Genomic DNA, 15,041 nt, shown 5'->3' with positions numbered 1-15,041 from the left:
GACCGCCCATTCGTCCTCAAGGACGAAGGAGGCTTGCTGCCCATGACCCAATCGCTGCGCCGACGCCGATCGCGGTGGCCTCGGTGCCGATCGCGCCTGCGTCGCCGGTCGGGCCGGCGCCCTCCGTGACGGCCGCGGCCTCGGGCTCCGCCTTCTTACGGGTGCGCCGGCGACGGACCGGGGCAGCCTCATCGGCGGGCACGCCGGTCTCCGGAGCAGCGCTCCCGGCCGCGAGGACGCGGTCGGCGGTCTCCAGCGCGGCCTGCTCGGCGCTCTGGGCGTCGGGCGCGCCGGCGGCGTCCGGCGACGCTCCGGTGGTGGCCGGCTCGGCCTCCTCACCCTTCCCGCTGGTGCGGCGGCGCGAGGTGGTGGCCGTCGAACGGGTCCTGGATCGCTTCGGCTTCTCGGCCTCGGCCGCACCGTCGTCCGCGACCGCCTCACCGCCTGCGGAGACGGCCTCGGAGACGGCACCGGCGACCGCGGCCTCGACCGGGCTCGGCACGGCCGCGGCGGCGCTCTGCTGGCCCTCGCCTCCGGTCGCCTCCGGGGTCCGCTCCGCGGCCTCGGCCGCGGAGACGGTCACCGGAGCGGGCTCGTCCGGAATCTCGGGCGGCGGCCCGGCGGGCCGGCTCGCGGCCCGCCGTCGCGGTGTGGTGGATGACTGTTCAGTTGTTCCGCCGTCGGAGCCTGTGGCCCCGGTGTTGGGCTCGTTCTCGAGCATGCGGGCGCTCTCCCGTCAGCTCCCGGGCGCGTCGCCGCGCCGCGCAGGAGCTCTCGTGTCTCGTTGTCCGCCCGCACCCCCGCCAGGGGGCATGGGCGCCAAGTCCTGTCAGCGGTCGTGACCCACGCATGCGGGACACTCCCTTAACCGGCGACGTGCTCACCTGCCGGACCCGCTTCGCCGCCGCGCGTGGTCTCGCGGTCAAGGTCGAACGGGTCGGCAAGCGCACCGGTGCCGACGTCCAGCGGCCCCTGCGCCAGCCTGGTCACCTCGGGGGGAACCGGCGGCGCGAAGTCGGCCACAAGGCGCAGCCCTGCGAGCACATCGTCGGGTCGAACGGCAGGCGTCATGTGCCGAACAACCATGCGCAGTATGACACACGACTGTCCGGGCACCTGAGCTGCGGTTCTACCTGTCCCCTCGGACACCGCCAGCCTCAGCACGGCCTCGCGGGCGTCGAAGCGGCGCGGGCCTTTCTTGGTGAGGCGCTCGACCTCCACGGCCCCGGCGGAGAGGAACTTCTCCACCGCCACCCCGGCGAGCCCGGGATCCGCACCCGGCATCCGCACCTCCCACTCCGAGGCCTCCAGGCGCTCGGCCAGCCCTCCCGGCCCTGCCTCGACGACGTCGAGCACGTCGAGCCCGGGCGGCAGCGACCCGTCGAGGTCGCCGCGGACGCGCTCGGGCTCACACGGCGTGGTGACGCCGATCTCGAGGTATTCGGCCTCGCTGGCGACGCCGGTCGGCGCCGCGCCCGCGTAGGAGATCTTGGGGTGGGGCGAGAAGCCCGCGCTGTAGGCCACCGGAATGCCGGCACGGCGAACCGCACGTTCGACGGCGCGCGAGATGTCGCGGTGACTGGTGAAGCGCAGGCGGCCGCGCTTGGCGTAGCGCACGCGCAGGCGCTGCACCGTGGGCGCGGGCGGAGGCCCGTCGGGAACAGGTTTCAGAGCTTTGTCGTCCTTCCCGTGTCAGAGTTCCTTCGTTTCAGGATAAGCCGCTTCGACGCCTGATCGACTCAGGATCATGCACGGCGAGGCACCGTCCGCGCACCCAGCGCTCCGGAACGGCGACAGGCCCTGCAGACCCGGCGTTCCGGAGCGGCGAAGGGGCCTAGACCACCGTGAGCGGAAGGAGCTTGCGCCCCGTGGGGCCGACCTGGATCTCGGTGCCCATGGTCGGGCAGACGCCGCAGTCGTAACAGGGCGTCCAGCGGCAGTCCTCGACCTCGCCGCTGGAGACGGCCTCCTGCCAGTCCTGCCAGAGCCACTCGCGGTCGAGCCCCGCGTCGAGGTGGTCCCACGGGAGCACCTCGTTCTCCTCGCGCTCGCGCGTGGTGTACCAGTCGACGTCGACGCCGGCCTTCTCGGCGGCGGCCATCCACCGCTCGTAGGAGAAGTGCTCGCTCCAGCCGTCGAAGCGCCCGCCGTCCTCCCAGACGGCCCGGATGACCGCGCCGACCCGCCGGTCACCGCGCGAGAGCAGGCCCTCGACGATGGACGGCTTGCCGTCGTGGTAGCGGAAGCCGATGGCCCTGCCGTACGCCTTGTCGCCGCGCAGCGAGTCGCGCAGCGCCTTGAGCCGCCGGTCGACGGTCTCGTGGTCGGCCTGGCCGGCCCACTGGAACGGCGTGTGCGGCTTGGGCACGAAGCCGCCGATGGACACGGTGCAGCGGATGTCGCGCGAGCCGGTGATCTCCCGGCCGGCCTTGATGACCTTCTTGGCCAGGTCGGCGATGCCGAGCACGTCCTCGTCGGTCTCGGTGGGCAGCCCGCACATGAAGTACAGCTTCACCTGCCGCCAGCCCTGGGCGTAGGCGGTGGTGACGGTGCGGATGAGGTCTTCCTCGGTGACCATCTTGTTGATCACCTTGCGCATGCGCTCGGACCCGCCCTCGGGCGCGAAGGTCAGCCCGGAGCGCCGGCCGTTGCGGGAGAACTCGTTGGCCAGGTCGATGTTGAAAGCGTCGACCCGGGTGGAGGGCAGCGACAGCGAGGTGTTGGTGCCCTCGTAGCGGTCGGCCAGCCCCTTGGCGACGTCGGCGATCTCGGAGTGGTCGGCCGACGACAGCGACAGCAGGCCGACCTCGTTGAAGCCGGACTCCTTGACGCCGTTCTCCACCATGGCGCCGATCGTGGTGATGGACCGCTCGCGCACCGGACGCGTGATCATGCCGGCCTGGCAGAAGCGGCAGCCGCGCGTGCAGCCGCGGAAGATCTCCACGCTGAACCGCTCGTGGACGGTCTCGGCGAGCGGCACCAGCGGCTTCTTCGGGTAGGGCCACTCGTCGAGGTCCATGACGGTGTGCTTGTGGACGCGCCACGGGACGTCGGCCCGGTTGGGCGCGACCCGCTTGATGCGCCCGTCGGGGTGGTAGTCGACGTCGTAGAACTTGGGCACGTAGACGCCGCCCGACTCGGCGAGGCGCATGAGCAGCTCGTCGCGGCCGCCGGGCCTGCCCTCGGCCTTCCATTCGCGGACGACCTCGCTGATGGCGATGGCGATCTGCTCGCCGTCACCGAGGACGGCCGCGTCGAGGAAGTCGGCGATCGGCTCGGGGTTGAACGCGGCGTGGCCGCCCGCGAGCACGATCGGGTCGTCGTCGCCGCGGTCGGCGGCCAGCATCGGGATGCCGGCCAGGTCGAGCGCGGTCAGCATGTTGGTGTAGCCGAGCTCGGTGGAGAACGACACGCCGAACACGTCGAAGGCGCGCACCGGGCGGTGGGCGTCGACGGTGAACTGGGGCACGCCCTCGGCGCGCATGAGCGCCTCGAGGTCGGGCCAGACGGCGTAGGTGCGCTCGGCCAGGGTGGCGGGCAGCTCGTTGAGGATCTCGTAGAGGATCGCGACGCCCTGGTTGGGCAGGCCGACCTCGTAGGCGTCCGGGTACATCAGCGCCCAGCGCACGTCGGCGTCGTCCCAGTCCTTCACGGTCGAGTTGAGCTCACCCCCGACGTACTGGATGGGCTTCTGCACCTTGGGCAGCAGCGCTTCCAGGCGGTGGAAAATCGACTCGACAGGCATACGACCAGGGTAGCGGCGCGCGGGAGCGGCCCGTCCCGGCGCGTGGTATGCGGGGCCCCGGTCAGGCGTACTGCTGCTGCTCGCGGATCCGGATCGACTGGAGCAGCCCCACCGCGATGAGGTTGGCGAAGGTCGCGGTGCCGCCGTACGACACGAACGGCAGCGGCAGCCCGGTGATGGGCATGATCCCGATGGTCATCCCGATGTTGACGAACGTCTGGAACGCGAACCAGCACACGATCGTGCCCGCCGCCAGCGTGCCGAACCGGTCGTCGCACTGCCGGGCGATCCGCAGCCCCCGCAGCAGCACCACGCCCAGCAGCAGCACGATGGTCACCGAGCCGAGGAAGCCGAACTCCTCCCCCGCGACCGTGAAGATGAAGTCGGTGTGCTGCTCGGGCACGAACCGCCCGGTCGTCTGCCCGCCGTGCAGCCACCCCTTGCCGAACACCTGGCCGGAGCCGATCGCGATGAGCGACTGCGTGCTGTTGTAGCCGACGCCGCGAGGATCGACGCCCGGGTCGAGGAACGCGGTGAAGCGCGCGATCTGGTACGGCTCCAGCAGTTGCAACCGGAACACCAGGAACACCCCGGTCGCCGCCACCAGCGTCAACCCCACGATCCACCGCTTGCGCACCCCGCCGATGATCAGCGCCGCGGCGGTGATCACGGCGAGCACCAGCGCCGTGCCGAGGTCCGGCTGGAGCATCACCATGCCCATAGTGAGCGCCGCCACGCACAGCGCCAGCACGATGTCGAACGTGCGCGGCCGGTCGGTGCCCTCGGCCGGCTGCGCCAGCAGCATCGCCAGGATCAGCAGCAGCCCGAGCTTGGCGAACTCCGACGGCTGCACCGCGAACCCGCCGCCCAGCAGGATCCACGAGTGCGACCCGTTGATCGTCGCCCCGAGCGGCGAGATCACCAGCCCGAGCCCCACCAGGCTGAGCAGGAACACCAGCGGCGCGTACGCGCGCATGGCCCGATGGTCCACCGCGGTCGTCATGGCGCACAGCACCACGCCGATGCCGAGGTTGAGCATGTGCTTCTTGACCAGCCCGGTCGAGCCCGGCGCCCACGTACGGGTGGACGACCACACCAGCAGGGTGCCGATGACGCACAGCGCGGCGACCGCGACCAGCATGACGCCGTCAAGCCGCCACAGCGACGACTGCGCGCCCACCATCCTGCGGCCGTAGCCGCGCCGGCCGCTCCTGAGCACGCGCTCCGCCATCACCCCTCCGCCCTTGCCGCGCCATCACCACTCGCCCCGCTGGGAGCGACTACCGCGCCACCGTCCCGTCGGGGGCGAACTTCGGCAGCTTGCCCACGGGTTTGCCGCCCGGCAGGGCCGCCGGGCCCTTGATCCCGTAGATGCCCTCGTAGATCTCCCGTACGGCCGGCGCCGCCGCCTGCGAGCCCATGCCGCCCTGCGACACCATGGCCACCACCACGAACCGCGGATCGTTGGTCGGCGCGAACGAGGCGAACCACGAGGTGTCCTGCTTGCCCCACACCTCCGCGGTGCCGGTCTTGCCGCCGATGCGCACCTTGTCCATGGGGAATCCCGCGAACGCCCCGGCGGCCGTACCGTCGGAGGCCACCTCGCTGAGCGCGTCCTTGATGTAGAGGCGTTCCTTCTGGCTGAGCGGCAGCTTGCCGACCACCGGCACGTCGTACGTCTCGACCAGCGTGCCGTCGGGCCGCACCCGCGCCCAGCCGATGCGCGGGCTGCGCAGCTTGCCGTCGTGGACCAGCGCCGCGTACGCCCGGGCGAGCTGCAGCGGCGTCACCAGCACGTCGCCCTGGCCGATGGAGAAGTTCGCCGAGTCGCCGGGCCGCAGGATGAAGCCCTCCGCGCAGTTCTCGGAGGCCAGCCGCTTGAGGAAGTCGGCCCGCGCCCGGTCGGTCACCTCGGGGTAGCCGGTCTGCGCGCGCCGACAGTTGGTGCCGCTGGTCAGGGTCCACATCTCCTTCTTCCAGCGGCGGTCGGGGATGCGGCCGGACGACTCGCCGGGCAGGTCGATGCCCGTGGGGCGGCCGAAACCGAACGCCCTGGCGGTGTCGGCGAAGATCTCCCGCGGCTTCTTCTTCGGATTGCGCCCGCCGTCGCGCAGGTACTGCTCGTACGCCGCCCGGTAGAAGATCGTGTCGCACGACTTGACCAGCGCGGTGTGCAGGTTCATCGGGCCGAGACCGATGCCCCGGAAGTTGTTGAACGCCCGGTCGCCCACCATGTACGAGCCGGGGCAGTCGTAGGTGCCGTTCAGCGGGTAGCCGGCCCGCAGCATCGCCGTGACCGACGAGACCTTGAACGTCGAGCCCGGAGCGAACTGCCCGTTGATCGCCCGGGACACCAGCGGCATGCCGGACTTCGGCGACAGCAGCCGCTGGTAGCCGCTCGCCGAGATGCCGCCCGCCCACACCGCCGGGTCGTAGCCGGGCGCGCTGGCCAGCGCCAGCACCCGCGACGTGCGCGCGTCGAGCACCACGGCCGCGCCGCCGTCGGCCTTCGGCGCGTTGCGCATCGCCTTGGCCAGGGCCCGCTCGGCCACGGCCTGCACGCGGGCGTCGATGCTGGTGATCAGGTTGTCGCCGCTGACCGGCCGTACCTGCTGCTCGAGGCCGATGGCCTTGCCCATCCGGTCCACCTGCACGCGGCGCATCCCCGGCTTGCCGCGCAGCGCCTCGTCGTACACCTCCTCCAGGCCGTCGCGCCCGGCCAGGTCGACGCCGGAGTAGGCGGCCTTGAGCCCGGCGCGCTTCTCCAGCTCGGCCTCGGTGACCGGCTGCAGGTAGCCGAGCATCTGCGCGCCCGCCTCGCCGCCGGGATACTGCCGCACCGACTGGATCTCGGCGCTGACGCCGGGGAAGTCCTCCTGCCGTTCGAGGATCTGCAGCGCCTGGCGCGTGTCGGCCTTCTGCTCGACGGGCACCGGCTGGTACGGCGAGCCCGTCCAGCACGGCTGCGAGACGCCGGGCCCACAGGGCCGGATGCGTTCCTGGAGCTTCTTGACCGGCGTGCCCAGCACGGCGCTGAGCTTGCGCAGCACCGCCTTGCCGCCATCGGGCGTGCGCGCCAGCGCGGTCCGGTCGACCGACACCACCAGGGCCGTCTGGTTGCGCACCAGCGGCCGGCCGGAGGAGTCGAGGATCTGCCCGCGCACCGCGGGCTCGATCACCGTGCGCGTCCTCGTCTCGGTCGCCCTGGTCACGAACTCCTGCCCGCGCACCACCTGCACCTGCCACAGCCGTACGGCCAGCACCACGAGCAGGGTCAGGACGAGCACGTGCAGCACGAACAGCCGGGCCCGCATCCGGATCATGTCGCGTACCCCGGCTCCCCCGCGCGGCCGGCCCACCACATGACGACGGGCGACAGGAAGAACGTGTAGGCGATCGTCAGCGGCACCTGGTCGGTGAAGGTGTCGACGTTCACCCGCGGATCGGAGATCAGCCCGCCGAGCCCGGCGGCCAGCAGCGGCCCGAGCAGCACGCACAGCATGACGGTGGTCACGGGCGTGCCGAGCCCGCGCCCGGCGACGTAGCCGATGACCGCCAGCGTGAACGCGTACAGGCCCATCAGATGGGCGGCCGGCGGCATGACGTCCACCAGCAGTCCCGCGCAGAACCCGATCACCGCGCCGGTCGCGGGCCCCCTCGCCATCGCCACGCCCGTCACCGCCAGCAGCACCAGGTCAGGCGTGCCGCCTCCCGGCAGCGGCACCCGGTTGACCAGGATCACCTGCAGCAGCACCGCGAGCGGCACGACCAGCAGAGCCGTCATCGCGCTCCCTCCTTCGGCGGCAGCACCGCGTCGCGCGGATCACGCGCCGGACCGCGCACGACCACCCCCACCACGTCCAGCGCCGTCAGATCCGCGTACGGCCGCGCGAACGCGACCCGCGTCAGCTCGCCCGGCGTCGCCTCCACCCGTTCGATCACCCCCACCGGCAGCCCCGGCACGTACGGCCGGCCGTGCTGCGAGCCGAAGCTCACGATGCGCCCGCCCGGCGCCATCGGCGCGGTCGCGTCGAGCAGCTTGAACTGCACCAGGCGCCCGTTCTCGCCGACCCCGTGGACGACGCCGATCTCCTGGCCGCCCTCCAGCCGGGCCCCCGTGGCCGAGGCCCGGTCGCTGATGAGCACCACCGTGGACGTGCGGGCACCGGCCTGCACCACCCGGCCCACCAGCCCGTCGGCGTTCATCACGGTCATCTCGGGACGCACCCCGTCGTCCGTGCCGATGTCGAGCTGCACGGCGTCCTCGAAGCCGGGATTGCCGCGCCGGGCGATCACGTTGCCGGTCACGACCGTGTAGCCGCCGCGGCCGGACGTGCCGAGCATCCGCTTCAGCTCGGCGGACCTGTGGCCGTCGAGCCGGCTCGCGATCAGCCCCGTGCGCAGCCGGGCGTTCTCGGCCCGCAGCCGCTTGAGCTCGTCCTGCGCGCCGGGCGCGGTGACGATCGCGTGGACGAAGCCGGTCACCGGCCGGGCCACGACCCCCGCGGCGCCCTCGACCGCGCCGAACAGCCACGCCCCCGCCGCGCGCACCGGCACGAACGGCGAGCCCGCGCCGGCGCGGTGGTCGACGGTCAGCGCCACCAGGGCGACCGCCAGCAGCGTGCCGAGGATCAGCCGGGCACGGCGGGTGTCCCTCATCAGAAGTCCCCCCTCAACGGCGGGATTCCGGCACGAGCACCTGCTGCAGCTCCTCGAACTCCTCCACGCACCGGCCCGAGCCGAGAGCGACCGAGTCGAGGGCGTTGTCGACCAGGTGGACGGGCATGCCCGTCTCGGCCCTGATCCGCTCCTCCATGCCCTTGAGCAGGGCGCCGCCCCCGGTCAGCGCGATGCCGCGGTCCATCAGGTCGCCGGCCAGCTCCGGCGGGCAGCGGTCGAGCGTGGACTTGACCGCGTCGACGATGGAGCCGACCGGCTCCTCGGTCGCCCTGCGGACCTCCTCGCCCGACACGACGACCGTCTTCGGCAGGCCCGTCACCAGGTCACGGCCGCGGATCTCGGCGTGCGCCTCCTCCTCGGTCGGCCAGGCGGAGCCGATCGCCATCTTGATCTCCTCGGCGGTGCGCTCGCCCAGCATGAGCGAGTACTCCTTCTTCGCGAACGTGATCACCGCCTGGTCGAGCTCGTCCCCGCCGATCCTGATCGACTGGCTCGTCACCACGCCGCCCATCGAGATGATCGCCACCTCGGTGGTGCCGCCGCCGATGTCGACGACCATGTTGCCGGTGGGCTCGTGGACCGGCAGCCCCGCGCCGATCGCCGCCGCCATCGGCTCCTCGACGATGTAGACCTTGCGCGCGCCCGCCTGGTAGCCGGCCTCCTTCACCGCCCGCTGCTCCACGCTCGTGATCCCGCTCGGCACCGCGATGATCACGCGCGGTTTTGCGAAGTGGCGGCGCTTGTGCACCCGCTGGATGAAGTAGCGCAGCATCCGCTCCGTCACGTCGAAGTCGGCGATGACGCCGTCCTTGAGCGGCCGCACCGCGACGATGTGGCCGGGCGTGCGGCCGATCATCCGCTTGGCCTCGATGCCGACCGCCACGATCTTGCCGGTGGAGGTGTTGATGGCGACGACGGACGGCTCATTGAGGACGATGCCTCGGCCCCGCACGTACACCAGCGTGTTGGCGGTGCCCAGGTCGACCGCCATGTCCCGGCCGAGAAACGCGAGCTTGCTGCCCATGGGGAACGGAGCCTTCCGTAATATCGTACGCCAATCGCTACGGAGCGAATTCGAATCGTAACGTGACGTACCCACCGCCGGACGCAACGAGCCCGCGCGCCCCACAAAAATCCTGTCGCCTCTCCACCAAGCGCCTTTTGCCCGGTTTCCGGTAAACGCGGAGAGTGCACCGCAAGGTGATCAGAAACGCGGAATGCCCGCCTGGCACAGGGCCGTGGCGGGCACTCACGAATCCGGACGGAAGGGGCGCGGCCCTTCCGGTGCTCCTAGAAGCGGTCCGGGAAGAAGATCTTGATCTCGCGGGCGGCGGACTCGGGCGAGTCGGAGCCGTGGACGACGTTCTCGCCGATCTCCAGGGCGTGGTCGCCGCGGATCGTGCCGGGAGCCGACTTCACCGGGTCGGTGAGCCCGGCCAGGGCGCGGAACGCCTCGACCGCGCGCGGGCCCTCCAGCACCATGGCGACGAGCGGGCCGGAGGTGATGAACTCGACGAGCTCGCCGAAGAACGGCCGCTCGGAGTGCTCGGCGTAGTGGGCCTTGGCGGTGTCGGCGTCGAGGGTGCGCAGGTCCATCGCGACGACCTTGAGGCCCTTGCGCTCCACGCGGGCGATCACGTCACCGATGAGGCCGCGCTTCACCCCGTCGGGCTTGATCAGGACAAGAGTGCGCTCGGACACTTGAGGTTCTCCTTTGAACAGGTCTGGGGGTCGCGGATGCGGCTACGGACGCCGGGATGACTCCGCCGGGAACGCTCCGCGGCACGGACGACCTCGCGTCGCTGTAGCTGCGGCTCAGCTTACCGTCCCCCGGACGCCTCCCCCGCGCCGTACGACGAGGCGGCGATTTTCCCGCCCCCACGCGGCCTTCCGGACCGACGGGGCGGCAGCAAGCCTGTTCGTCCCGGCACCACCGCTCAGGCCGAGCGCCACGGGGCTGGCCCCCGGGGGACGGAGCACGTGGGAAGGACGTCCGGGGAGGCGGAGCGCGAGAAGAGCGCCGGAGGACCGGAGGGCGAGAGGAGGCGCCCAGGAGCGCGAGCACGCGGACGGACGCTCAAGGACCCGGGTGCGCGTGAAAGGCGCCCGAGGACCCGGATCCGCAGGGCGTCCGAGGGCCCGGATGCGCTTGGAAGGGCCGCCCGCAGAGCCGAGTGCGCTGAAGGGGCGCCCGACGAGCGGAAGTGCATCGCGCGGGGGGCCGCTCGGGGCGGCCTCACTCTTGGGAGCCGTCCTCGGGGGAGGCGGCCTGCGGGGGGACAGCCGGAAGGTGCTCGGTGCCCCCGGCGTCCGTCTCGTCCCCCGCGGGCGGGCGGGGGCGGCGCTCAGCCGCGCTTCCGCCCGCTCCCGGCGCCGTCCGCCCCTCCCCGAAGGCTCCCGACCCGTCGGCGGGCCCGGGCGAGGGCGTCTGTGCCGGAACGCTCCCCTTCCACGGGGAACGTCCGTTGGCCGTGGAGGCGCCCACCCGGGGAATCGCCCCGGTGGGCGCGTCGTCGTCGCCTGCCGCGTCCCTTTGGTCCACGGCACCGGGTGAGGGCCCACCCCGCCTCTCGCCCGCGTCCCTGCCGCTCACCGGGTTCTCGCCATTCACGGCGCCTGGCGCGAACTCCCCGCGCTTCTCGCCCGCGTCCCTGAGAGCCTTCTCACGGCGCTCGGCGCCGCCTCCCCCGCTCGTCTCCCCATGGGACACCTCGAACGCGCCCAGGGACCCCTTACCGAGCCCTCCGGAGCGGTTCCCCGCGACGCCCGCAGCCGATCCGCCCTCGGACTCCGCCCCGTCAGCGCTGATCGCGCCGTCGGCCCCGACGCCCCTCGCCGAACCCGCGGCTCCCGAGACGCCAGCAGGAGTGGAGACACCAGCGCCATCGGAGCCAACAGCAGAACTTGAGACACCGGCGGCACCAGAGACACCGGAGCCACTCGCAGAACCGGAGACACCACCAGCCCTGGAGACACCGGCGGCATCGAAACCACCAGCAGAGCCCGAGACGCCAGCGGGACGGGCGACATCTCCGGAATCGTCCGCCATGTCCCCTCGTCCGCCTGGGGAGTCGCCCACTGAGCCGTCCGCCGGATCGGCATCACCGGGAAGCCCACCGCCGGAAGGCCCGCCAGGCCCTTCATCGACCCCCACCACCTCGGAGCCGGGCCCACGACGCGACAACAGCGCGGCCAGCACGATCACCGCCACCACCAGGAACCCGCCGATGAGCGCCCACATGTGCAGCGCACCCACGAACCGGTCCACGAGCTGCTGCGGCGTGCTCACCCCGCGCAGCATCGCCATCTGCACCCCACTGCCGAGCAGGTAGCCCGACAGCACGGCGGGAAAGCACAGCGCCAGCCCGAACAGCGCGGCCCCGACCCCGGCGCGCCGCAGCGACGCCGTCAGGGCCACGGCCGCGCCCACCGCCAGCAGCGTGAACGGCACGACCAGCACCCGCCCGTCGGCCGCCGGCACCACGACCCGCACCGAGCACAGGCCCACGACCATCGCCAGCAGCCCGAACGGCGCCGGCCACGACGCCTCGGCCCGGACGAACAGCCGCACCAGCACCGCCGCAGCCACGGCCAGCCCGCCCGCCACGCCGAACGGCCCCCACAGCCCCTTCAGACCGGGCCCGCCGAGCCCGCCCATCTCGACGTACGTCACCTGCGCGATGCTCGGCAGCAGCACGGCGCCGACGGCGACCATCACGTAGGCGAGCGAACGTGCCTCCGGAACACCGATGGACGCGAGCGCGAGAAGCGCTCCCACGGCGAGCACGGCGACCACGATCACGACGTTGGGACGCCAGTCCTCGCTCGCGGTGCTGATGGCCACGATCGCGATGCCCGCGGCGGGCATGGTCGCCAGCAGCAACCGGCTGCGCTCGCGCGGCTGGGGCCGCGGCGCGGGGCGTGGGCCGTACAGCAGCCACAGCACCAGATAGGCGGCGGCCAGCACCAGCGCGGCGCCGGTCAGCATGGGGTACGGCTGGAGCGTCACCTTCCAGTCGCTCACGCCGTCGAGCGGCCACAGGGCGAGCGCCTGCGCGCTGAGCAGGCTGAGCGCCAGCACCCCCGACCAGACGGCGCGCAGCACCGCCGGGCGCTCCCAGGCGGCCACCAGCGTGGCGGGGAGCAGCAGCCCGGCGCCCACGCCGTGGACGACGCGCAGCACGCCGACGAGGAACGTCGAGCCCGCGTAGCCGCCGGCGGCGTCGGCCACGGCCAGCAGCGCGAGCCCGGCGATCAGGATGTAGGCGACCCTCACCCTGCCCAGCGCCACGGCGGCGAGCGGGACCGTCAGCATCATCGCGGGCAGGGCCAGGCCGTGCGCGCGCATGAGCCCGAGCCGGTCGAACCCGGGCGGCAGCAGGTCGCCGACGACCGAGACGGTGTTGGGGATGGCGACGATCGCCAGGGGCAGCGCGGCCACGATGAGCAGCGCCAGCACGATGTCGAGGAACCACGGGTAGGTGGCGCCGGGGTCGGATCCCGTGGCCGGCTGGTTCGGGGTCCGCTGAATCGGGGGGACGGCCATGTTGGCCGACTTTAGCGGGAAGTCACGCCTTCGACACGGCGAGCGACGAATATCGCGGTGATCCACAGCGCCAGGAAGATCGCGCCGAGGAAGAACATGGCCGTGACCAGGAACCCCGTCGCGATGGCGATCACCTGGACCAGGCTGCCCAGGACGTACCCGATCGGCTTCTTGAGCAGGCCCGCCGCCACCACGCACAACACGGCCAGGCCGATGCCGGCCGTGACCGCGAGCGGGGGCCGCACCCCGTTCACGGCGATCGCGACCGGGGTGATCAGCCCGGCGACGATGGCCTCCATGCCGAGCACGCTCGACCCGAGCCGGCGCATGCCGGGGGTCACTTCGAAGCTCAGCAGGCCCTTCCCGTCGCCGGCCATCACTCGCCCTCCACCCTCAGCAGGAGGCGGGCGTCGCCGGCGGTCACCACGGACCCGGTGATCAGCACGCCCGTGCCGCTGAACTCGCCCTCGGCGTCGGCGATGCCGATGCCCATGTCGATCGCGTCGTCGAGACGCTCGACGACGTGCACACGGTCCGCGCCGAAGATGGGCTCGGCCAGCCGCGCGAGCTCCTCGGGCGCCATCGACCTGGGCGAGGAGTTACGGGTGACGACGATCTCCTCCAGCATCGGCTCCAGGAGCTCCAGCATGGCGTCGACGTCCTTGTCGCCCATGGCGGCGACGACGCCGACGACCTTGGCGAAGTCGAACGCCTCGTGCAACGCCTCCAGCGTGGCCTGCATGCCGCCGGGGTTGTGCGCGGCGTCGACCACCACGGTCGGGGTGCGGCGGACGACCTCCAGCCGTCCCGGCGACGACGCCTGCGCGAACGCCTGCCGTACCAGGTCCACGTCGAGAGGGTCGTCGCCGCCCGTGAGCGCCTCGACGGCGGCCAGCGCGTTGACGGCGTTGCTCGCCTGATGGGCGCCGTAGAGCGGCAGGTACACCTCGTCGTAGACGCCCTTGAGGCCGCGCAGCGTCAGGAGCTGACCGCCGATCGCCACCTCCCGGGCCAGCACGCCGAACTCCAGGCCCTCGCGCGCCACGACCGCGCCCACGTCGGCGGCCCGCCGCATGAGCACCTCGGCCGCCTCCAGCTCCTGCTGGGCGAGTATGGCGGTGGCGCCGGGCTTGAGGATGCCGGCCTTCTCGCCGGCGATGCTCGGGATGTCCGGGCCAAGCCGGTCAGTGTGGTCGAGCGAGATGGGGGTGATGACGGCGACGGTGCCGTCGGCGACGTTCGTCGCGTCCCAGGACCCGCCCATCCCGGTCTCGATCACGGCGACGTCGACCGGGGTGTCGGCGAAGGCCGCGAACGCCATGGCCGTCAGCAGCTCGAAGAACTGGATGCGGCGGCCCTGCGTGTCGGTCAGCTCGACGTACGGGATGATCTCCTCGTACACCTGCGCGAAGCGCTCCTCGCTCAGCGGCTCGCCGTCCACGGTGATGCGCTCGCGCATCGAGACGAGATGCGGGCTGGTGAACCGGCCGACGCGGAGATTACGCTCCCGGAGCAGCGCCTCGGTCAGCCGAGCCGTACTGGTCTTGCCGTTGGTGCCCGCTATGTGAATGACCGGATACGCCCGCTGGGGCGAGCCGAGCAGGTCGAGCAGGGCGGCGATCCGGTCGAGTGTGGGCTCGAAGTCCCATTCGACGCCCCGCTCCATGATCGCGCGTTCAACAGCACGGTAGTCCACCCCTCAACCCTACTGAGCGCCGCGACCGGTCGGAGACAGGGCCGGCGGGGGTGGGATAGCTGATCAAGCGACATCTGGGACGAAGCCGCGGGGCCGGCCAGATGCCCGGGACCGGGGCAGATGCCGGCATGGGACAGATGCCGGGGCTGCGACGTGCTACGCACCACGCACGAGTGGCACTCCCATGCAGGTCCCAGAACGCAAGAAAGGGCCCCACCCTCCGCCTCTCAAAGCCAACCCTGGCCCGAGAAGCTCCGGATGGAGCCCTTACCTGTCATACAAAGATTGTCCGGCGGTGACCTACTCTCCCACACCCTCCCGAGTGCAGTACCATCGGCGCTGGGAAGCTTAACTTCCGGGTTCGGAATGTAACC

General features: G+C 72.1%; 12 protein-coding genes and 1 rRNA gene. All 13 read right to left on the bottom strand.

Features of this window, described 5'->3' with window-relative positions:
* Positions 1–16 precede the first annotated feature (16 nt).
* The gene (locus tag AB0H81_RS38745) at positions 17–721 is read right to left on the bottom strand and encodes a hypothetical protein (RefSeq protein ID WP_358385451.1); all 705 of its coding nucleotides are present in this window, start codon (positions 719–721) and stop codon (positions 17–19) included.
* Positions 722–864: 143 nt separating this feature from the next.
* Positions 865–1,617, bottom strand: coding sequence for a TIGR03936 family radical SAM-associated protein (locus tag AB0H81_RS38740; protein ID WP_358385448.1), 753 nt, complete (start codon positions 1,615–1,617; stop codon positions 865–867).
* Positions 1,618–1,834: 217 nt separating this feature from the next.
* Entirely contained in the window at positions 1,835–3,745 is a 1,911-nt protein-coding gene (locus AB0H81_RS38735; protein ID WP_358385446.1) for a TIGR03960 family B12-binding radical SAM protein, read from the bottom strand.
* Positions 3,746–3,806: 61 nt separating this feature from the next.
* Complete coding sequence (rodA, locus tag AB0H81_RS38730; protein WP_358385443.1) at positions 3,807–4,976, bottom strand: rod shape-determining protein RodA; 1,170 nt, start codon at positions 4,974–4,976, stop codon at positions 3,807–3,809.
* Positions 4,977–5,025: 49 nt separating this feature from the next.
* Positions 5,026–7,068 (bottom strand): penicillin-binding protein 2, encoded by a 2,043-nt coding sequence (mrdA, locus tag AB0H81_RS38725; RefSeq protein WP_358385440.1) that lies wholly within the window; start codon positions 7,066–7,068, stop codon positions 5,026–5,028.
* Positions 7,065–7,529 (bottom strand): rod shape-determining protein MreD, encoded by a 465-nt coding sequence (gene mreD / locus AB0H81_RS38720; protein WP_358385438.1) that lies wholly within the window; start codon positions 7,527–7,529, stop codon positions 7,065–7,067. Before mreD ends, mrdA begins: the two co-directional genes overlap by 4 nt.
* Complete coding sequence (gene mreC / locus AB0H81_RS38715) at positions 7,526–8,404, bottom strand: rod shape-determining protein MreC (RefSeq protein WP_358385435.1); 879 nt, start codon at positions 8,402–8,404, stop codon at positions 7,526–7,528. The genes mreD and mreC overlap by 4 nt, the downstream gene beginning before the upstream one ends.
* Positions 8,405–8,417: 13 nt before the next feature.
* Entirely contained in the window at positions 8,418–9,449 is a 1,032-nt protein-coding gene (locus AB0H81_RS38710) for a rod shape-determining protein (RefSeq protein WP_175587994.1), read from the bottom strand.
* Positions 9,450–9,715: 266 nt separating this feature from the next.
* A complete protein-coding gene (gene ndk, locus AB0H81_RS38705; protein WP_080046153.1) occupies positions 9,716–10,126 on the bottom strand; it encodes a nucleoside-diphosphate kinase in 411 nt (136 codons plus the stop codon).
* A 535-nt stretch (positions 10,127–10,661) separates the two neighbouring features.
* Positions 10,662–12,971: a hypothetical protein gene (locus AB0H81_RS38700; RefSeq protein ID WP_358385433.1), complete on the bottom strand. Its 2,310-nt coding sequence runs from the start codon at positions 12,969–12,971 to the stop codon at positions 10,662–10,664.
* 11 nt (positions 12,972–12,982) lie between these two features.
* Complete coding sequence (locus tag AB0H81_RS38695; RefSeq protein WP_358385430.1) at positions 12,983–13,348, bottom strand: DUF4233 domain-containing protein; 366 nt, start codon at positions 13,346–13,348, stop codon at positions 12,983–12,985.
* Entirely contained in the window at positions 13,348–14,637 is a 1,290-nt protein-coding gene (locus AB0H81_RS38690; RefSeq protein ID WP_358385454.1) for a folylpolyglutamate synthase/dihydrofolate synthase family protein, read from the bottom strand. Before AB0H81_RS38690 ends, AB0H81_RS38695 begins: the two co-directional genes overlap by 1 nt.
* A 317-nt stretch (positions 14,638–14,954) precedes the next feature.
* A 5S ribosomal RNA gene (rrf, locus tag AB0H81_RS38685) occupies positions 14,955–15,041 on the bottom strand; the annotation flags it as partial.

The sequence above is a fragment of the Nonomuraea sp. NPDC050691 genome (assembly GCF_040654455.1).
Lineage (GTDB): Bacteria > Actinomycetota > Actinomycetes > Streptosporangiales > Streptosporangiaceae > Nonomuraea.
The sequence above is the reverse complement of the archived record's forward strand: the minus strand, read 5'-3'. Positions and strand labels throughout refer to the sequence as shown.

Coding starts and splice junctions, on each gene's coding strand:
- mreD (WP_358385438.1), bottom strand. CDS start 7,529: ATGACGGCTCTGCTGGTCGTGCCGCTCGCGGTGCTGCTGCAGGTGATC.
- AB0H81_RS38700 (WP_358385433.1), bottom strand. CDS start 12,971: ATGGCCGTCCCCCCGATTCAGCGGACCCCGAACCAGCCGGCCACGGGA.
- AB0H81_RS38735 (WP_358385446.1), bottom strand. CDS start 3,745: ATGCCTGTCGAGTCGATTTTCCACCGCCTGGAAGCGCTGCTGCCCAAG.
- mreC (WP_358385435.1), bottom strand. CDS start 8,404: ATGAGGGACACCCGCCGTGCCCGGCTGATCCTCGGCACGCTGCTGGCG.
- rodA (WP_358385443.1), bottom strand. CDS start 4,976: ATGGCGGAGCGCGTGCTCAGGAGCGGCCGGCGCGGCTACGGCCGCAGG.
- mrdA (WP_358385440.1), bottom strand. CDS start 7,068: ATGATCCGGATGCGGGCCCGGCTGTTCGTGCTGCACGTGCTCGTCCTG.
- AB0H81_RS38745 (WP_358385451.1), bottom strand. CDS start 721: ATGCTCGAGAACGAGCCCAACACCGGGGCCACAGGCTCCGACGGCGGA.
- AB0H81_RS38690 (WP_358385454.1), bottom strand. CDS start 14,637: ATGGAGCGGGGCGTCGAATGGGACTTCGAGCCCACACTCGACCGGATC.
- AB0H81_RS38710 (WP_175587994.1), bottom strand. CDS start 9,449: ATGGGCAGCAAGCTCGCGTTTCTCGGCCGGGACATGGCGGTCGACCTG.
- AB0H81_RS38695 (WP_358385430.1), bottom strand. CDS start 13,348: ATGGCCGGCGACGGGAAGGGCCTGCTGAGCTTCGAAGTGACCCCCGGC.